Origin of the sequence: Ruegeria sp. PrR005, from assembly GCF_010500245.1 — a bacterium.
Classification (GTDB): domain Bacteria; phylum Pseudomonadota; class Alphaproteobacteria; order Rhodobacterales; family Rhodobacteraceae; genus Ruegeria_B; species Ruegeria_B marisflavi.
Genome location: NZ_JAAGOX010000055.1, coordinates 17614 through 36462 on the forward strand (window position 1 = coordinate 17614; position 18849 = coordinate 36462).

The window sequence follows — 18849 nt, forward strand, 5'->3', positions numbered from 1 at the left end:
ATGCCATGGCTGCGCCAAATGAAATTACTGTTCCCCAATTGCTGCGCCTGATCGGCACGCCGGATTGCCCGGTTCTGGTGGATATCTCGATCGACGCGGATTTCGCAGACGATCCGTTCCTGATCCCCGGCGCCTTTCGCCATCCACACACCGACTATGACAGGCTCGTCGCGCGTCTGGCCGGGCGGCGTTGCATCGTCATCTGTCAACAGGGCCTCAAGCTCAGCCAAGGATTGGTGGCTCGCCTTCGAAACGACGGGCACCTGGCCGAATACCTTCAGGGCGGCAACCATGGCTGGCGCGGGAACCCGGACGCCCCCCGCATTCCCGCGACAGCGATCCCCGCATCGGCTCAGGGTGCCACGCTCTGGGTCACTCGCCACCGACCCAAGATCGACCGAATTGCGTGCCCGTGGCTGATCCGGCGTTTCGTGGACCCCTCGGCAAGGTTTCTTTTCGTTTCACCCGACCAGGTCCAGGGCGTCGCCGAGCGGTACGGTGCGACACCTTTCGACGTGGAAAACGTCTTCTGGTCACATCGGGACGACAAATGCACCTTCGACACCATGCTTGATGAATTCGGATTGCGAACCGAGGCGCTTGACCGGCTGTCCGTGGTTGTACGCGCAGCCGACACCGACCGGCATCAGATCGCGCCACAGGCGGCGGGGTTGCTGGCGATTTCAGTCGGGTTATCGCGCCAGTACCGCGACGACCATGACCAGTTGGCCGCTGGCATAGTGCTCTATGACGCGCTCTACCGCTGGGCGCGCGATGGACAAAGTGAAGGCCACGACTGGCCTGCGGACCGTCGGCCATGACGCCGTCATGGTCGGAACTCGTCCGCGTTTTCGGACGGATCGGGCTGCTGTCCTTTGGCGGGCCAGCGGCGCAGATCGCCCTGATGCACAGGGAGCTGGTCGAAACCCGCCCCTGGCTGGATGAAAAGACCTTTCTGCGGGCGCTGTCGCTGTGCATGTTGCTGCCCGGACCAGAGGCCATGCAGCTGGCCACCTATGCGGGCTGGCGACTACGTGGGATACCCGGTGGCCTGATCTCGGGCGGGCTTTTCGTTTTGCCCGGTGCTCTGGTGATCTCGGCGCTCGTGGCGCTTTACGTAACCTTTGGCGACCTGCCGCTGATTCAATCGGCGTTTCTTGGAATCAAAGCCGCGGTGATCGCCATCGTCGTACAGGCATTGAGCAAACTCAGCTCCAAGACACTGACAAGCCGTTCGGCCTGGGTGATCGCCGGTCTCTCCTTTGTCGCGATTTTTGCGTTTGCCATGCCGTTCCCCCTAATTGTCGGCGCTGCGGGCATCTGGGGGTATATTAGCGCCAAAACGACCGATGCCCCCCATCCTTCATCCGAGTGGCAGTACCCAGAAACGGGAACGCTTGCCACCTGGCTGGTGCTCTGGCTTGCCCCCATTCTCTGGCTCCATTTCTTTGGGCCGACCTTGTTGGCGGACCTCGGCTGGTTCTTCGTCATTCTTGCTGTGGTGACCTTCGGAGGCGCCTACGCGGTGCTGGCCTATATGACGCAAACGGTCGTCGACCAGCATCAATGGATCACGACCACACAGATGATTGACGCCCTGGGGCTGGCCGAGACGACACCGGGGCCCTTGATATTGGTAACGCAGTTCGTTGCAATGCTTGCCGGCTACATGGCCGATGGCCCAGCAATGGCCCTGGCTGCTGGCGCGGTTGCTCTCTGGGCAACATTTGTGCCCTGTTTTCTTTGGATCTTTTCGACCGCACCCATCCTGGACCAGATCGCCGGTCGACCCAGACCCGCGGCCGCGCTCAATGCAATCACATCCGCCGTTGTCGGAGTGATCCTGAACCTCTCCTTATGGTTCGGAATGCATGTCATCTTTGGAAAGGTCGCATTTTCAAGCGTCGGACCAGTGGCTTTCTGGTCTCCCGTCTGGGTCAGTTTCGACCCCTTGGCGGCATCACTGTCGGTGCTCGCCGCAGTGTCGATGATCGTCTTGAAGCGGGGAATCGGTGAGACCTTGGTGCTGATGACCGCAGCAGGCATGGCCAGCTATTTCATCTGACCGAAAATAGCCGCGTACAGTCTCTTTTGTTTCCGTCCGAATCTTTTATGCTGAACCTCAATTTCGAATGGGGACACAACATGTCGCGAGGCATCGACTACGGCAATCTGATGCATACCGCTATGCGCGGACTGATAAAGACAGTTCTGAGCGACGTGGAACAAAAGGGGCTGCCCGGGGCTCATCATTTCTTCATCACGTTCGACACGCGGCATCCCGATGTCGGCCTGGCCGACTGGCTGTCAGACCGTTATCCCGGCGAGATGACGATCGTGGTGCAGCATTGGTATGAAAACCTGCATGTTGACGACGACGGGTTCTCCATTACGCTCAACTTTGGCGATACGCCTGAACTGCTTTACATTCCTTTCGATGCTATCAAGACCTTTGTCGATCCCTCGGTAGAGTTTGGTTTGCGCTTTGAAAGCCCGGACTCGGATGAAACCGACGAGATGGATGAAGACGAAGAGGACGACGACGACGAGCGGCATTCGGATGCCGAAGTTGTTTCCCTGGACAGTTTCCGCAAGCACTGAGGTTGGAGCTTGGCCGATCCGAGAAATGGTCAGGCTCGGCCGTGCCTGTTCGTGCCAGAATTATTGCTTTTGCAGAAAGGTCTCGACAGAGCGCTCCATGACGCCGTTCTTCAGCCGTGAAAACTTGAGCATCAATCCTCCATCAGCCAAAGTCCTGTCGAATTGCTGCATCTCGTAGCCACCGTCATCCGCCACGAACAGCGAATAGACCGTCATGGTATCCCCGACGATCCGCCCCCAGACATAGGGTTCGCCTTTCATCGGGTCGAGCTGCACGGCATGACCAAACACGTTGCGGGTCATCGCCGCCGAATATATCCCATCTCGGCCACTGGGTAGGAAATCGACCGAATAGTCGCTCTCCTTGATCCTGCCGTCAGGTTTCTGGATTGTCGTGGACCAACTGACGTTGAACCCGTCCTTGGTCTCTTCAATGGAAACGCTCATGTCACGCGGTTCGGTGCTGCCATCTGACCGGATCAGGTCCGCATTGCCTTCGTATTCGCCCACGAACTGCTCAATATCTGCCGCCCTGACCGGATTGGTCAAAAGCAAAACAGACAACAAGAAGAACGAAAACAGCCATATCGCACGGGACGGAAGGCTAAGGTTCGCGGTACGCATTGAGGCCTCCAATGACTGACTTGTCGTCTTCATATTACCTTGCTGCGCGCAGGGAACAACGCATGAGTCTCCTATGGCCGATAAAATACCTGTTCCGCTCCGAAACAGTGGCCCAATCCCCCTTGCACCGGCGGAGCGACCGGTCAAATCTGAGGCCAACCCGAGAGCGGAGGCACACATGGCGGGAACACGCATAGAGACAGACAGTTTTGGCCCACTCGACGTACCCGCCGACAAGTATTGGGGGGCACAGACCCAACGCTCGATCCAGAACTTCCCTATCGGGTGGGAACGGCAGCCGGTCGCTATCATCCGCGCACTGGGCGTGGTGAAAAAGGCCTGCGCCCTGCGCAACCGCGAAACCGGCGCGTTGGCCCCCGATCTGGCCGATGCGATCATCGCCGCCGCCGATGAGGTGATCGCAGGCAAGCTGGACGATCATTTCCCGCTGGTGGTCTGGCAGACCGGCTCGGGCACTCAGTCGAACATGAATGCCAACGAGGTGATCGCCAACCGCGCCATCGAACTCTTGGGCGGCCGGCTCGGCAGCAAAGACCCGGTGCACCCCAACGACCATGTGAACATGGGGCAATCCTCGAACGACACCTTTCCCACCGCGATGCACGTGGCGGCGGCGATGACCGCGCGCGACGTGCTGCTGCCGGGGCTGCGCACCCTGCTGGCCGGGCTGGAGCAGAAGGCCGAAGAATTCCAGGATATCATCAAGATCGGTCGCACCCATACGCAGGATGCGACGCCGCTGACGCTGGGACAGGAGTTTTCGGGTTATGCCCATCAGATCCGCATGGGGCTGGCCCGGATCGAGGTCGCCCTGCCCGGTTTGTACGAGTTGGCCCAGGGCGGCACCGCCGTGGGCACCGGCCTGAATACACGCGCAGGCTGGGCCGAGGCGGTCGCCGCCAACATGGCCCGGATCACCGGCCTGCCGCTGGTCACCGCGCCCAACAAGTTCGAGGCGCTCGCCGCCCATGACGCGATGGTGTTCCTGTCCGGTGCGCTGGCGACGGTGGCGGGCAGTTGCTACAAGATCGCCAACGACATCCGCTTTCTGGGCTCTGGTCCGCGTTCGGGGCTTGGGGAACTGATCCTGCCAGAAAACGAACCGGGCAGCTCGATCATGCCGGGCAAGATCAACCCGACCCAGGCCGAGGCGCTGACGCAGGTCGCCGCCCATGTGATGGGCAATGACGCGGCGATCAAGTTCGCAGGCTCTCAGGGGCATTTCGAACTCAATGTCTATAACCCGATGATGGCTTATAACCTATTGCAATCCATGCAACTTCTGGGCGACGCGGCGGATAGTTTCACGCAGCGGATGCTGCTGGGCATCCGCGCCAATACCGCACGGATCGACCAGTTGATGCGCGAAAGCCTGATGCTGGTCACCGCGCTTGCGCCGACCATCGGTTACGACAATGCCACCACGGTCGCCAAGACCGCACACAAGAACGGCACCACCCTGCGCGAAGAGGCGGTGCGGCTGGGATTTGTCGACGCTGAGACCTTTGACCGGGTGGTACGTCCCGAACAGATGATCGGGCCGCGAGACTGATGGGCAAGCCGGTCAACCTCAACCAGTTCCGGAAACAGAAGGCGCGCGCCGAGAAAAAGGCGCGTGCGGACGAGAATGCCGTGAAATTCGGCCGCAGCATGGCCGACAAACAGCTGGACCGCGCCCGCGCCGACAAGGCCCGGCGCGATCATGACGGCCACGAGGTCGAGGAATGAGCGGCCGCCCCGTCAAACGCTCGCTGACGCTGCGGGGGCACCGCACCTCGGTCTCTCTCGAGGATGCGTTCTGGCGCGCCTTTCGCGAGATTGCAAAGGAAAAAGATATACCAATCAACGTTCTAGCGGGCAACATTGACGCGGCGCGAGACCCCGAGACCGGCCTCGCCTCCGCCATACGCGTCTATGTTCTGGCCTGGTACCAGGCCCGGCGCTGACCGCGGGTTGACAGCATTAGGACGCTTGCCCTACAACCTCTAGGACACGCTTCCTAGAGGTTGGATATGGTACAGGCACACACCCGCGAACAGATCGTCGCCGCCGCCGATGATCTGTTCTACCGGCAGGGTTTTGCGCAGACTTCATTCGCCGATATCGCAGCCGCGGTGGGCATCTCGCGCGGCAATTTCTATTATCATTTCAAGACCAAGGACGAGATCCTGACCGAGGTGATCCAGTTGCGACTGGCCCGCACCGCGCAGATACTGGCGGATTGGCAGGGCGACGGTGACAGCTCCCACGCCCGCATCGCCAGTTTCATCGACCTGATGATCATGAACCGGGCCAAGATCACCCGCTACGGCTGTCCAGTCGGCTCGCTCTGCACCGAACTCAGCAAGCTTGACCATGCCGCGCAGGGGCAGGCCAACGGGCTGTTCACCCTTTTCCGCGACTGGTTGCAGCGCCAGTTCGCCGAGGCGGGTCTTGGTGCGGAGGCGTCCGCACTGGCGATGCATCTGCTGGCCCGCAGCCAGGGCGCTGCGACCCTGGCGCAGAGCTTTCACGACGAGGGGTTCCTTCGCACCGAGGTGGCGGAGATGCACCGCTGGCTGGATGACACACTTTCCCGAACAACTTGAGGACACAAAGAGATGTTTCTGATCTTGCTGAAATTCTCCACCAACAAAGCCCGGGCGCCCGAATTCATGGCCAACCATGTCGATTGGCTGAAACAGGGATTTGATGATGGTGTCTTTGACCTTGCGGGCAGTCTTCAACCTCAGCTAGGCGGCGGCATCCTCGCGCGGTCCGCCTCGCGCGCCGAGGTTGAGGCCCGCGTCGCCGCGGACCCCTTTGTGGTCGAGGATGTGGTGACCGCCGAGGTCCTGGAGCTTACGCCGTCGCGCGCCAGCGCCGATTTCACCTTCCTGCTGCCCGAGGCTGCCGTATGAGCGGCACTGTCCCTGGCCCCGACGGCCAGCCGCGCTGCCACTGGTGTCAGGCGGCGCCGGAATTCTTCGACTATCACGACAGCGAATGGGGCTATCCGGTGGATGACGACCGGCGCCTCTTCGAGAAGCTCTGCCTTGAAAGCTTTCAGTCCGGCCTCAGCTGGCGCACCATCCTGGCCAAGCGCGAGAATTTCCGCGCCGCGTTCGACGGGTTCGACTGGACCCGCATAGCTGTCTACAACGACACGGATGTTGCCCGCCTGCTGGGCGATGCCGGTATCATCCGCCATCGCGGCAAGATCGAGGCGGTGATCAACAATGCCCGTCGTATGGATGATCTGCTGGCTGAGCATGGTAGCCTAGCCGCCTATGTCTGGTCCTACGAACCCAAGCCCGAGGACCTGCCCGAGCCGCAGACTGCCAGCATCATCCCCACCTCGACCGCGATGTCGAAAGATCTGAAAAAACGCGGCTGGAAATTTGTTGGCCCCACCACGGTCTTTGCCTTCATGCAGGCGATGGGGTTGGTCAACGACCACGCGCGGGGCTGCGTCATGCGCGACAAGGCGGGGCGGCTGCGGGCCGAATTCACGCTGCCCAAATGAAAACGGGCCGCGATATCGCGGCCCGGTTCCCGATCTGCGCCCGATTTACAGCGAGGCGCGATAGATCTTGTCGATATTGCCGCCCAGGGCTGCGTTGAACTCGGCGTCCGACTGCTGTTTCGACAGACCCTCGGTCAGCGCACGCGAGAACGAGGCAATCATCTTGCCGTTCCGGCTGAGCAGATCGCAGGCCTGATCGGTGGAATAGCCACCCGACAGCGCCACCACTCGCACCACACGGGGATGATCGGCTAGAGCGTCATAAAGATTGGCGGTGCTGGGAATGGTCAGTTTCAGCATCACATCCTGCCCATCGGCCAGCGTGTCGAGATGTTTCAGAATTTCCTCCTTCAGCATCTCTTCGGCCTGCGCCTTGGTGGTCGAGTGAATGCTCACCTCGGGTTCGACGATCGGCACCATGCCGGCGGCGACGACTTCGCGTGCGACGTCGAACTGCTGCGCCACCACGGCGGCAATGCCTTCGGCATTGGCCTCGTGGATGACCGAGCGTTCCTTGGTGCCGAACACGCCTTCGGCCTTGGCCAAAGTGTCAGCGAGACCCGGGATCGGCTTCATCAGTTGCACACCGTTGGCCTCATCCTCAAGACCCTTGTCGATCTTGAGGAAGGGCACCACGCCCTTGACGTTCCACAGAAAATCGGCAACGCCGCGACCGTCGATGCTCTCGCCCAGAGTGCGTTCGAACAGGATCGCGCCGATCACCTTCTTGCTGGTGAAATCGTCGGCCAGGATGATCCGGGCGCGCATACGCTGGATCTCGGCGAACATCTCTTCCTCGGAGCCGTATTGCGCGGCATCCACACCGTAGAGCGCAAGCGCCTTGGGGGTCGAGCCGCCGCTCTGATCCAGGGCCGCGATAAAGCCCGCGCCGGTTGCCATCTGTTCGCGCATTTGTGCCTTGGACATAAGTCTTACCCGTCTAAATGATTCCGTTCGGCACGGCATATATCATGGTTTCGCTGGATGGTAGGATGTTAGCGCTCAAGGACGCGCAGCCAGATGCCGTCCGCCGCCCGCACGGTTAGATGCGCCACCGGAACCGGGTCGCGGCCCGCGATCCGCTCGAATCGGAACCGGCGCAGCAGCATCGACAGGATCAGCGGCCCCTCAACCATGGCAAAGCCCGCCCCGGTGCAGACACGTGGCCCGGCCGAAAACGGCATATAGGCGTTGCGCTGACAGATCTTGCCATTTTCAGTGTGCCAGCGGCCCGGATCGAAATCGTCGGGCCTCTCCCATAGTCGCTCATGCCGGTGGAGGTGCCAGGGGCTGAGCACGATCTGCGCGCCCTTGGGCACATCGCGGTCGCGAAAGTGTTCGGGGCAGGTCGTCTCGCGCACCATCATCGGTACGGGAGGATAAAGACGCAGCGCCTCGCGGAATACATCGCGGCTGAGACGCAGTTTCGACATAACGCTGAAATCCGGGGGGCTGTCCAGCGCCCTCGCCTCCTCGGCCAGTTTCTCCTGCCACTCGGGGTAAAGCGCCATCAGGTAAAGCGTCCAAGCGAGCGCCGAGGCGCTCGTTTCGTGCCCGGCCAGGAAGAAGATCGCCACCTGATCGACCATCTCGCTCGTGTCGAACCGGTCACCGGTCTGCGGGTCGGTTGTGGTCATGATCTTGGTGGCCAGATCGTCGGGCGCGGTGCCGGCGCGGATTTCCTCCATCCGGGTGTCTGTCAACTGCCGGATCAATCCCCGGATCACCGCCGCGTTCCGCCGGGTCTGGCGCGAATGGAACCGCGGCACCCAGCGCGGCACCGGCACAAAGGCCGCAAGGTTCAACAGCGGCTGCGCCCGCTGATAGGCCCGAAACCGGGTGAAGACCTGCGCTGCCACCTCATGCTCGATCGGGATCGAGAACAGGGTGCGGAAAATCACATCCGCCGCCGCGTGGCTGGTGATCTCCTCGATCTCGGTCTCCTGCCCCGCCTGCGCCGCCAGCCGGTTCACCGCCGCCTCGGACGCCGCCCACATGGCCGGAAACGTGTCGCGCAGGCGCCCGCCCTCGAATGCCGGGTCGATAATTCGGCGCTGGCGTTTCCAGGTCTCGCCATTGGTCAGAAAGACCGAATTGCCCAACAAAGGCCGCAACCCCTCGCTGATGCGGTTGGATTTGGGGAAATCGTCGGGCCGCCCCTTCAGCACCGTGTCCACCAGATCGGGCTGGTTCACCAGGTACGAGCGGAAGAAGGGCGTGCGGAACTCGGCCATCCAGGCGCGGTACAGCCGCGCGGGCTGCGCCGACAGCAGGTCCTGGCGGAACAATTTGAGGTACCGCCAGAGCGAGACCTTGTCCGGGCGCGCGGGGGGTTTGGGCGGAATCATGCGGTGCCCATGTCGGTGTATTTGCTCACCGCCCGGTCGATGAGCGATTTCGACGGCGCCCGGTCGCGATAGCGCGCCGCCAGTGTCAGCGGCCCGGCAGTAATTCGGAAATAGTCGTAATCCCCCACCCGGTCAAAGGCGCAAAGATACTGGAAATGCAGCCGAAAAAAACGCCAGCGCAGCTCGGCCCAGCGGGCCGGGCTCAGCGTCTGGGTAAAGGCCGCCGACAGCACCAGCGGCCAGCACTTTCCCGTCGCCGGGGCAACGCCGCTGACCGCAACCGGATCACACAGCGCGAAGGCACAACCATCACCCGGCGCCGAGACATCGACCCAAGACAGCTCGTCGCGCGCGCAGAGATAGTGCAGATCGGCGCGCAGCCGCTGCGCCTCGGGCAGGAACGACACCATCGGCACTACCTGCCCCAAAGTCAGAAACCCCAGCGCCGGCCCATCGGCGGGCACCCTGCCCGCGCGGATCAGATCGGCCAGCACCGACACGCCCACATGCGCGCCCGAGGAATGGCCGACCACAAGAACCTCGTCCGCGTCCCCTTCTAGCGCCTCGGCGATCCGGTCGGCAAAGGCCGCGATCCGCTCTTCCAGTTCGGGCGGGTTGGCGCCGCGCCAGCGCGCCGAATAGGCATAGTCATGCATCAGATAGTAGGCGAAAAACTTGCCATCCTTGGATTGGAACCAGCGCAGCAGGTAGACCCCCGCGCCCGCGCCCGCTGCCAAACCGGCCAGTGCGGCAAAGGGCCATTCGGTCAACCCGCCCAGCCACCAGCCCAGCCAGACCAGCAGCAGCGCTGTCAATAGCTGCGCCAAGAGCATCCCAACCGGATAGAGCGCCGCGATCACCGGCCCCTTCCTCAGCCGCATCAACCGCCAGAGCACGCCCGAAGCGATATAGGTCCAGGCGGTGCGCGCCAGTTGCGCATAGGTGGCCGGGATCGAGTTCGACATGCTGCCCCGCACAATGTCTGACCAGACCAGCACCTCCACATCCGCCTCGACCTCGGCACCGTCCTGCTTGGAACTAACGTGCCAACCATAGGGGCCCTTGGTGGTCTTGGGTTTCAGGTCGACGGAATAGCCCGAGATGCGCGCCTGCTCGGCGCTTTCCTTGCGATAGAGCTCGCGGTACCGGCGCGGATGAATCGGGTCATAGCCGGGGATATAGAACACCCGGCGTCGGCGCACCTGACCTGCGGATGGAACACTGCTCATGGCTCGACCTCTTTGGTCCGAGCCTAGCCGATCACTGGGGCAAGATTAAGCCCAAGCGATGGCACCGCCTGCTTCTTTCTGGTTGGAAACACTCTCGGGGGGTGGCAGGCCAACGGCCCGGCGGCGGGGGGCAGACAGCCCCCCGGCCCCGCTCAGCCCAGCACCGCCAGCGCAGGAAAGGTCTCCAGCAGCCACCAGCTGAACTGAGTGAACAGGCCCGTAACCAGCATGATGCCGACAAACAGCAACAGCCCGCCCATCACCTTTTCGATCAGCCCCATATGCGGCTTGATCCGGTTCATCAGCGCCATCGAGCGGCTGAGGAACATCGCCGCCAGCAGAAATGGCACGCCCAGCCCCGCCGCATAGACGCCCAAGAGAAGCGTGCCGCGCGCCACCGACGCCTCTGACGCAGCCAGCGACAGAATCGCGCCCAGCTGCGGCCCGATACAAGGCGTCCAGCCAAAGGCAAAGGCCAGACCAAGTACATAGGCGCCAAAGACCGATCCCCCCGCATCGCCGGTCTGCATCCGCGCCTCGCGATCCAGCAGCGGGATGCGAAAAACGTTCAGGAAATGCAGGCCAAAGACGATGACCACCACGCCCGAGGCCTTGGCGAACAACTCCTGATTCGACAGCACAAAGGCGCCAAAGGCCGAGGCGGTGAAACCTAACAGCAGGAAAACGGTCGACAGGCCCAGCACAAAGAACAGCGCCGCCAGCACCGCCTTGCGCCGGGCGGCGGCCTGATCCTGGATCTCTCCCAGGCTCACCCCGCTCATATAAGCAAGATAGGGTGGCACGATGGGCAGCACACAGGGGCTGAGAAAGCTGACAATCCCGCCAAGGAGCGCCACGAACATGGCGGGCAAGAGGCCCGCGTCGATGATCTCTATTCCAAACATGACCTGCACATAGGGTATCGCGCGCGCCGCGTCACGGGGCCATGCGGTCACATCCTCGTGGCCGACGTGTCTTGGCCAAGTACCCGACGCTGGACAGGCGCGCGGGCTGGGCGTATCTGCAAGACATGACCGAAGAAATCGAGACCCTCGACGCGCTGGGGCTGCTCTGTCCCCTGCCCGTGCTCAAAGCCCGCAAGCGGCTTAGATCCATGGCACCAGGAGCGGTGCTGCGACTGTTGGCCGATGACCCTGCTGCGGTGATCGACGTGCCGCATTTTTGTGCCGAAGCCGGTCACGCGTTAATCGCGCAGGATGAGGCTTCGGGTCACCAAGTTTACCTAATCCGCCGGGCGAAATGAAAAAGGCGGGTCCGAGAACCCGCCTTTTTTGTCTTATTGGCCCAGCGACCACCAACCGCGCCGCTTGGGTTTCGGCGGGCTCTCGGGTTCGACCTCTGCTTCGGCCACAACCAGTTCCGGCTCAGCCTGTTCCTCTTTCGCCATGACCGGTTCGGCCGGCGTCGCCGGAACGTCCTCGGCAGGCTGCGAAGCCTCTTCCTCAAGAACATCGGTCGGAGCGGCAACGGATTCCTGCACCGGGGCTGCTTCGACAGTCTCGGCACTGGCCTCGGTCATTTCCGCCTCAACCTCGGCACCCTCGACTTCGGCTTCGGCTACATCTCCGGCAGCCTCTTCGACGACGGCTTCTTCTTCCGAGGTCACTGCCTCCACAAGGGCGTCGACCGTCCCGCTGGTCTCAGCAGGTTCGGCGGGCGCCTCAGCCTTCTTGCTGCGGCTGCTGGTACTGCGCGGTTTACGGGGCTTGGCGGGCTTCTTCACTGGCTTGGGCGCGGCCTCGGCCTGTACTTCGACCTCAGCCTCTGCCTCTGCCACCGTTTCTGTTTCGGTTGTGACCTCTTCCGCTACGACCTCATCAACCGCTGCCTCGGCCTTGACCGGTTTCTTACGGCTACGGGTGCGCTTGCGCGGGGCTTTGGTCGCACTGTCGGCCTCGGCGCCTTCGTTCTCGGCTGCGATTTCCGTCTCAGGCTCTGCCTCAGCCGTATCGTCACCCGTCTCGGGCGCAACCTCATCGCCGGCTTCATCATCGCCGTCGGAGTCCCGAGCGCTGTCTTCGCCGCCATTGCCGCCGCTCTTGCGCCGACGCCGCCGGCGCCGCTTGCGCTTGGGCTTGCCCTCGCCGTCCCCGTCACCCGGGATCTCGGCCTTCCCTTCGTCGGCCTCCACCTCTTCTTCGGCGGCCTCGTCGGCGTCAATCTGCTCCATCAACCGGGTATCGACCGAAACCACCGGTGCCTGCACCTGCGGTACCGCGCGGGTGGCGGTCTTGAACTTTTCAAGGTGGAAATCCGGGCTGACCAGATGCGGATCGCCTTCGATCCGCACGGACATGCCATAGCGCGCCTCGATCTGCGCGATATGCTCGCGTTTCTGGTTCATCAGATAGTTGGCGATGCCCACCGGGCAGCGCACCAACACCTCGCGAGAGCGGCGGCGGGTGCCTTCCTCCTCAATCTGGCGCAGGATGCTCAGCGCCATATTGTCGTCGGAACGGATCAGGCCGGTGCCGTGGCACGAGGGGCACGGCTGGGTCGTGGCCTCGATCATGCCGGGGCGCAAACGCTGGCGGCTCATCTCGAGCAGGCCGAAGCCCGAGATCCGACCCACCTGGATGCGGGCGCGGTCCGACTTCAGCTTGTCCTTCAGGCGTTTCTCGACGGCGGCGTTGTTCTTGCGCTCGTCCATGTCGATGAAGTCGATCACGATCAGACCGGCCAGGTCGCGCAGGCGCAGCTGGCGGGCCACCTCTTCGGCGGCCTCCAGGTTGGTCTTGAGCGCGGTTTCCTCGATCGAGCCCTCCTTGGTGGCGCGGCCGGAGTTGACGTCGATAGCCACCAGCGCCTCGGTCACGCCGATCACGATGTAGCCGCCGGATTTCAACTGTACCGTCGGGTTGAACATCGAGTTCAGGTAGCTTTCCACCTGGAAGCGCGCAAACAGCGGCAGCTGATCCTCATACCGCTGCACGTTCTTGGCGTGGCTCGGCATGATCATCTTCATGAAGTCCTTGGCGATGCGGTAGCCGCCTTCGCCCTCGACCAGAACCTCGTCGATATCTCGATTGTAGAGGTCGCGGATCGAGCGTTTGATCAAGTCGCCCTCTTCATAGATCTTGGCGGGCGCGATGGATTTCAGCGTCAGCTCGCGGATCTGCTCCCACATGCGCTGGAGGTATTCATAGTCGCGCTTGATCTCAGCCTTGGTCCGCTTGGCACCGGCAGTGCGCACGATCAGGCCCGCGCCCTGGGGCACGTCCATCTCGGCGGCGATCTCTTTCAGCTTCTTGCGGTCGGCGGCGTTGGTGATCTTGCGGCTGATTCCGCCGCCACGTGCCGTGTTCGGCATCAGCACGCAGTAGCGGCCTGCCAGTGACAGGTAAGTGGTCAACGCAGCTCCCTTGTTGCCGCGCTCTTCCTTGACCACCTGCACCAGCATGACCTGGCGCACCTTGATCACTTCCTGGATCTTGTACTTGCGCGGACGCGGCTTGCGTACCGGGCGCAGGTCTTCGGCGTCATCCTCCTCGGCGATTGATTCGATGCTGTCATCTTTCGATGCAGCGTCCGAGGGCGCCTGCTCTTCCTCGTCGTCCCGATCTGCCGCGTCATCGTCTTCGGCAACGTCGTCGCCGGTTTCGGCTGCCGCCGCTTGGGCGATGTCGCTGCCGTTCTCCGCCTCTTCGGGCTCCTCGACAGGCGTCTCCAGAACACGTTCCATCGGCGAAAGAGCCTCGGGAAAATCAGCCTCTTCCCCCTCGTCGCCGAGCAGATCAATGGTCTCCATGCCACTGATTTCCGTCTCGGTTACTTCCATGACCTCGATCGGATCGTTCGATTTCGCGGCAGCGGCCTTGCTGCGCGAGCGGGTGCGACTGCGCTTGGGTTTTTCGTCGTCCTCATCCCGCGCCCGCTGCGCCTCGGCGAACGCCCGCTCTTCTTCCATCAGAGCCTGTCGATCAGCGACCGGGATCTGATAATAGTCAGGATGAATTTCAGAGAACGCGAGGAACCCGTGACGGTTCCCGCCATAGTCAACAAAAGCAGCCTGAAGCGAGGGCTCAACGCGCGTTACTTTTGCCAGATAAATATTGCCAGCTAGCTGGCGTTTGTTTTCAGACTCAAAATCGAACTCTTCGACCTTGTTTCCGTCAACCACCACGACCCGGGTCTCTTCCGAGTGGGTGGCATCGATAAGCATCTTCTTTGCCATGTGTCCTTGATGCACCCGGTCACAACGGAACGCCCAGGCGGCCTTACGGTAGCCAAGCGAACAATTTCTGAGGGGTGTCTTGTCTGGGCGATAAGCGACCGCGCGCGGCAAGGTACGGCCGAGAGGCCCCCTGCTGGTCCATTGACTCTTCGCGCGCGCGTCATCGCGGTTCTTCTCCGACAGGCCGGAATATTCCAGACCCGCCCGTTAATTCCCGTCACCCGATTTCTGGGCGAAGGTATTTGCACGCCCCTTCACGGGGCCAATCGGTCTGCTTTGTCTCCGGGATCTGTGCCAACGGGGGCAGAGCAGCGAAACTCTCAGGGTGCGGGCGCATGGGTTAAAAACGCCCGGCCCGTCTGACCACATTAAAAGCAGAGCTGTGGAAAAGACAATGGGCAAAGTGCAGCTTTGCCTTTTGGGCGGGCTTGACCCCACCCAATCCCGGGTCAAGCATGGCCGACATGGACCGCCGATCTGTGATTTTCGCCGGGGCCACCACGTTGGCCCTTCCGCGCCTGCTCCGCGCCGGCGCTCCGGTGACGGTTGTCTTGGTGCATGGGGCCTGGGTCGGCAACTGGTACTGGCAGTCGGTAGAGGCGCGGCTGAACGCGCGCGGGATCGCTACACGCGCCCCGGATCTGCCGGCGACGGATGCCGCAATCGGGGTCGACACTCTGGCGGATCGACTGGCGCAAACGATCGAAGCTGTCGGAACCCCGGTTGTTCTGGTGGCCCATAGTGCCGGAGTGCGCATTGCATCTGCAGCATGGGATAGAGCCCGCAGCGTTATCAGATCGGTCGTCATGGTCGAGGGCCCGCTGCCACTTGCCCCGCCGCCCGAGGTTATCCCGGCCGATACCCGTACACTGGAGTATCTCGTCGTCAATGCACCAAGCATCGTCGACGCCGGGTTATGGCCCGCCCCGGCCGCGCTGCGCACCCGCTATGGCGACCGGGTTCGGCCGCAAAGTCTGGCAAGCCTGACGAGTGCAGTCATATTGAAGAACGGCCGCCTCCCCCCTGAACCGGCGCGCCACGCGGTGTCGATGACCGACAGCCCTCTGGCCGGTCTGGCGCGAAAGGCCCAAGGGGTGCCAGGATGGGTCCATGCGACACTATCAGGCACCCATGATGTGGCGGGCAGCGCCCCGGATGCGATGACCGACCTCATTGCAACCGTCGCCGAAGGCGCTGGTCAGAGGTAATCCGACCGCTGCAACCCGTATTTGGCCATCTTCTCGTTCAGCGTCCGACGCGGCAGGCACAGTTCGTCCATCACCGCCGCGATCGAGCCCTTGTGCCGCCGCATCGTATTGTCGATCAGCATCCGCTCGAATGCCTCGACATATTCCTTGAGTGGCTTGCCCTCGGTGGTCATCACCGGCTGCATGTCCTCGTGATCGGACATCAGGAGCGATGCGATGGTTCCGGAACCGCGCCGAGCTTGCAATACTGCGCGTTCGGCGATGTTGATCAGTTGACGCACGTTGCCCGGCCAGGGCGCCTGTAACAGTTGCGCCGCCTCCTGCGCGCTGACCTGCGGCGCGTCGCAGCCGTATTCCTCGGCGAACTGCTCGCTGAGCCGGGTGAACAGCGTCAGGATATCCTCGCCCCGCTGGCGCAGCGGCGGCATGGTCAGCCGCAACGCGGCCAGACGATAGAACAGATCCGGGCGCAGCACGTCTTCGCTGGTTTTTCCCGCTTCCTGTAGGTTCGAAATCGCGATGATCCGTGTCTCGGCCGGGGTGCCCTGCTCGTTCATCACCGACAAGAGCTTGGCCTGAAGCGTATCGCTCAGAGACTCCACATCTTCCAACACCAGCGTTCCACCGCGCGCTTCTTCGATCGCCGGCAATTGGGCATCCTCTGGAAGCATGGGGCCAAACAACCGCTTTGCCAGCGCGTCCTCTTCCAGGGCGGCACAGGAAACGAGAACGAATTTCTTGCCCGCGCGGCTGCCAACCGCGTGCAGCGCATGGGCCACCAGCGTCTTGCCGGTCCCGGTTTCTCCGTCGATCAGAACATGGCCATCAGCCTGTCCCAGATCCAGGATATCCTCGCGCAGACGCTCCATCACGGGGCTGGTCCCGATCAGCTTCTTGATGATCTGAGAACCATCACTCAGCTCCCGACGAAGCGCCCGGTTGTCCAGCGTCAGCCTGCGGGCATTGCTGGCACGCTTGGCCAGGTCCGACATACGATCCGGGTTGAACGGTTTTTCCAGAAAATCAAACGCCCCCACGCGCATCGCCTCGACCGCCATCGGAACATCGCCATGCCCCGTGATCATGATCACCGGCAGCGAGCTGTCGGCGCCCATCAGTTTTCTCAGGAATTGCATCCCGTCCATGCCGGGCATCTTGATGTCCGAAATCACGATACCCGGGTAATCGGGACCGAGGATCTTCAACGCCTCTTCCGCGCTGGCAAAGGTCTCGGTGTCGTATCCCGACAGGGCCAACCACTGGCTGATCGACTGGCGCATGTCCTGCTCGTCGTCAACAATCGCAATTTTCATGGCCTGAGCCATCCGCGTTACCTCGTCATTCTGCGGCCTCGAGACCGTCTTCCAATATCGGGAGCTGCATTTCAAAGACCGCCCCACCATGTTGCCCGTTGCGCGCCGTCAGGCGCCCCCCGAGGTCGTTGACGATCCCCGAGGAGATTGCAAGCCCCAGACCGACCCCGTCGCCCGGCTGCTTGGTCGTGTAGAAGGGCTCGAAAATATTCTCGAAATCCTTGATGCCATCGCCATTGTCCCGCACCGTCAGGGTCGCCGTTTCACCTGCGGCCAGAATGATTTCAACCTCGGGATTACGAACCGATTTGGTGGCATCCAGAGCGTTCCGCAAGAGGTTCACCATCACCTGTTCGATCCGCATCCGATCCCCCATCACCAGCACCGGTCGATCCGGCAGGATCTGGGTGATCTGAACCTGTCTCTGGCGTAGCTGCGGCTCCATCATCGACAGCGACGCGGTCAAGGCCTCACCCATGTTTATTGGTGAAAAGGCTTCTTGCCCCTTGCGCGCGTATGACTTCAATTGCCGGGTGATAGCCCCCATCCGTTCGATCAGGTCGTCGATGCGGCCAAAGCTGGCCAGGGCCTCCTCGGGCCGATTGCGCCGCAACAAGAGGCGGGCACCCGCCAGATAGGTCTTCATCGCCGCCAGCGGCTGATTCAATTCGTGGCTGACCGCCGCCGACATCTCGCCCAGGGCCGCCAGTTTCGAACTTTGCGCCAGGGTCTGCTCGGCCACTTCAAGGGTCTTCTGCACCCGTTCGCGTTCGGCGATTTCCCGCTGTAGCCGTGCGTTAAGCGCGCGAAGCTCCGCCGACTCGCGCTGGAACAACGCCATGCGGAACGCGGTACGGCGGCTCAGCGCGTAGAAACTCAGCGCGAGAAGAATCGCGAATCCCATGATTTCCAGGGCCAGCACGCCGTTCACTCGCTCCCGTATCGACGAATAGGTCGAGAAAGACGTCATCTGCCAGCCGCGAAACGGAATGCGGCTGTCCATCCGCATCACGGCCTCGCCGCGCAAATAGGCATCGGGGGGGAGCGCCGTCCAGTCCGCCGTCACCCGTATCGCCCGTTCGATGGCGTTCTCGGGCGTCTGGCGACGCAGCGCCTCCGCTTCCTTCAAGCCTCGCCAACGGGGCTCGGTGGACAGGATGATGGTGCCTTCGGTGTTGGTCACGAACACCGCATCCGAAATCCCCGACCAGGCGCGTTCGAATTTTTGCAGATCCACCTCGACCACGACCACGCCCAAGGTTTCGGAACTGTCTTCGAGCCTGCGAGAATAGGTGAACCGGTACCCCCCCGCCTCGTGCTGATAGGCGGTAAAAACCGTGGCGTTCGACCGAACCGGATCCACAAAATAGGCGGCAGAGCGATGCAACTCTCCCAACCGGTTGCGGTCGGTGGCGGCCACCACCCGTCCGTCCCGGTCCAACAGCATCAGCGAAGCGGCACCGATCTCCTCGACAAAGGAAATCAGACGCTGTGTGGACTGCGAGTAATTGCTGGATTGCAGCGCAGAGATCAGCGTCGGGTCGCGGGCCAGCAGCTGGGGCACGATGGCGTTCCGGCGCAATTCGCTCAGCAGGTTGCCCGAATACAGGGCAAGCCGCAGTTCGGCCCGGTTGCGGGTGCTTTCGGTGAAACGGTCGGTCAGCAGCCGGTTGGTGACCCATACGGTCGCCGTGGCAGAAACCAGCAGAAACACCAAAGCAAGCCGAACCCGCCAGCTGAGCTGACCGGAGCGGATCCAGCTGGTGTTGTCACCATTTGGACGAAGCGGCTTGTTCATATGCCCA

The 18849-nt window shown here is 62.3% G+C and carries 19 protein-coding genes; 11 read left to right on the plus strand and 8 right to left on the minus strand.

The features are described 5' to 3' along the window. The first annotated feature begins 5 nt into the window (after positions 1 to 5). The 3 genes from G0P99_RS21350 (at position 6) to G0P99_RS21360 (ending at position 2601) form a co-directional block, all read left to right on the plus strand. Complete coding sequence (locus tag G0P99_RS21350; protein WP_164132515.1) at positions 6 to 821, plus strand: sulfurtransferase/chromate resistance protein; 816 nt, start codon at positions 6 to 8, stop codon at positions 819 to 821. Then, positions 818 to 2065 carry a chromate efflux transporter gene (gene chrA / locus G0P99_RS21355; protein WP_164132516.1) on the plus strand — a complete coding sequence of 416 codons (1248 nt, stop codon included), beginning with the start codon at positions 818 to 820 and terminating at the stop codon, positions 2063 to 2065. The genes G0P99_RS21350 and chrA overlap by 4 nt, the downstream gene beginning before the upstream one ends. A gap of 80 nt (positions 2066 to 2145) precedes the next feature. After that, positions 2146 to 2601, plus strand: coding sequence for an SspB family protein (locus G0P99_RS21360; protein WP_164132517.1), 456 nt, complete (start codon positions 2146 to 2148; stop codon positions 2599 to 2601). 60 nt (positions 2602 to 2661) lie between these two features. Here G0P99_RS21360 and G0P99_RS21365 read toward each other — a convergent pair whose 3' ends face one another. Next, the gene (locus tag G0P99_RS21365) at positions 2662 to 3225 is read right to left on the minus strand and encodes a hypothetical protein (protein WP_164132518.1); all 564 of its coding nucleotides are present in this window, start codon (positions 3223 to 3225) and stop codon (positions 2662 to 2664) included. Between the two features lie 178 nt (positions 3226 to 3403). Here G0P99_RS21365 and fumC point away from each other — a divergent pair, with 178 nt between their 5' ends. The 6 genes from fumC (at position 3404) to G0P99_RS21395 (ending at position 6751) form a co-directional block, all read left to right on the plus strand. Next, entirely contained in the window at positions 3404 to 4798 is a 1395-nt protein-coding gene (gene fumC / locus G0P99_RS21370; RefSeq protein ID WP_164132519.1) for a class II fumarate hydratase, read from the plus strand. Beyond that, positions 4798 to 4974 (plus strand): DUF4169 family protein, encoded by a 177-nt coding sequence (locus G0P99_RS21375; RefSeq protein WP_164132520.1) that lies wholly within the window; start codon positions 4798 to 4800, stop codon positions 4972 to 4974. Before fumC ends, G0P99_RS21375 begins: the two co-directional genes overlap by 1 nt. Further along, the gene (locus G0P99_RS21380) at positions 4971 to 5192 is read left to right on the plus strand and encodes a ribbon-helix-helix domain-containing protein (RefSeq protein ID WP_164132521.1); all 222 of its coding nucleotides are present in this window, start codon (positions 4971 to 4973) and stop codon (positions 5190 to 5192) included. Before G0P99_RS21375 ends, G0P99_RS21380 begins: the two co-directional genes overlap by 4 nt. 66 nt (positions 5193 to 5258) lie before the next feature. Beyond that, positions 5259 to 5834 (plus strand): TetR/AcrR family transcriptional regulator, encoded by a 576-nt coding sequence (locus G0P99_RS21385; RefSeq protein WP_164132522.1) that lies wholly within the window; start codon positions 5259 to 5261, stop codon positions 5832 to 5834. Between the two features lie 12 nt (positions 5835 to 5846). Beyond that, positions 5847 to 6146 carry a YciI family protein gene (locus G0P99_RS21390; RefSeq protein WP_164132523.1) on the plus strand — a complete coding sequence of 100 codons (300 nt, stop codon included), beginning with the start codon at positions 5847 to 5849 and terminating at the stop codon, positions 6144 to 6146. After that, entirely contained in the window at positions 6143 to 6751 is a 609-nt protein-coding gene (locus tag G0P99_RS21395) for a DNA-3-methyladenine glycosylase I (RefSeq protein WP_164132524.1), read from the plus strand. Before G0P99_RS21390 ends, G0P99_RS21395 begins: the two co-directional genes overlap by 4 nt. A 45-nt stretch (positions 6752 to 6796) precedes the next feature. Here the strand turns inward: G0P99_RS21395 and G0P99_RS21400 are convergent, their stop codons facing one another. The 4 genes from G0P99_RS21400 to G0P99_RS21415 all read right to left on the minus strand — a co-directional run bounded on the left by G0P99_RS21400 (position 6797) and on the right by G0P99_RS21415 (position 11233). Next, a complete protein-coding gene (locus tag G0P99_RS21400) occupies positions 6797 to 7678 on the minus strand; it encodes a fructose bisphosphate aldolase (protein ID WP_164132525.1) in 882 nt (293 codons plus the stop codon). 68 nt (positions 7679 to 7746) lie between these two features. Next, positions 7747 to 9099 carry a cytochrome P450 gene (locus G0P99_RS21405; protein ID WP_164132526.1) on the minus strand — a complete coding sequence of 451 codons (1353 nt, stop codon included), beginning with the start codon at positions 9097 to 9099 and terminating at the stop codon, positions 7747 to 7749. After that, positions 9096 to 10328 carry a hypothetical protein gene (locus G0P99_RS21410; protein WP_164132527.1) on the minus strand — a complete coding sequence of 411 codons (1233 nt, stop codon included), beginning with the start codon at positions 10326 to 10328 and terminating at the stop codon, positions 9096 to 9098. The genes G0P99_RS21405 and G0P99_RS21410 overlap by 4 nt, the downstream gene beginning before the upstream one ends. A 152-nt stretch (positions 10329 to 10480) precedes the next feature. After that, a complete protein-coding gene (locus G0P99_RS21415; RefSeq protein WP_164132712.1) occupies positions 10481 to 11233 on the minus strand; it encodes a cytochrome c biogenesis CcdA family protein in 753 nt (250 codons plus the stop codon). Positions 11234 to 11358: 125 nt separating this feature from the next. Between G0P99_RS21415 and G0P99_RS21420 the strand changes: the two genes are divergently transcribed. Beyond that, positions 11359 to 11592 (plus strand): sulfurtransferase TusA family protein, encoded by a 234-nt coding sequence (locus tag G0P99_RS21420; protein WP_164132713.1) that lies wholly within the window; start codon positions 11359 to 11361, stop codon positions 11590 to 11592. A 33-nt stretch (positions 11593 to 11625) separates the two neighbouring features. Here G0P99_RS21420 and G0P99_RS21425 read toward each other — a convergent pair whose 3' ends face one another. After that, complete coding sequence (locus G0P99_RS21425; RefSeq protein WP_164132528.1) at positions 11626 to 14523, minus strand: ribonuclease E/G; 2898 nt, start codon at positions 14521 to 14523, stop codon at positions 11626 to 11628. A 464-nt stretch (positions 14524 to 14987) separates the two neighbouring features. Here G0P99_RS21425 and G0P99_RS21430 point away from each other — a divergent pair, with 464 nt between their 5' ends. Continuing rightward, positions 14988 to 15731, plus strand: a complete 744-nt coding sequence (locus tag G0P99_RS21430) for a triacylglycerol lipase (protein ID WP_164132529.1) — start codon at positions 14988 to 14990, stop codon at positions 15729 to 15731. Here the strand turns inward: G0P99_RS21430 and G0P99_RS21435 are convergent. After that, a complete protein-coding gene (locus tag G0P99_RS21435) occupies positions 15722 to 17056 on the minus strand; it encodes a sigma-54 dependent transcriptional regulator (protein WP_164132530.1) in 1335 nt (444 codons plus the stop codon). The two genes, G0P99_RS21430 and G0P99_RS21435, sit on opposite strands and share 10 nt — an antisense overlap. A gap of 13 nt (positions 17057 to 17069) precedes the next feature. After that, on the minus strand, positions 17070 to 18842 hold the full coding sequence (locus tag G0P99_RS21440) for an ATP-binding protein (RefSeq protein ID WP_164132531.1): 1773 nt from the start codon (positions 18840 to 18842) through the stop codon (positions 17070 to 17072). Positions 18843 to 18849: the final 7 nt, after the last annotated feature.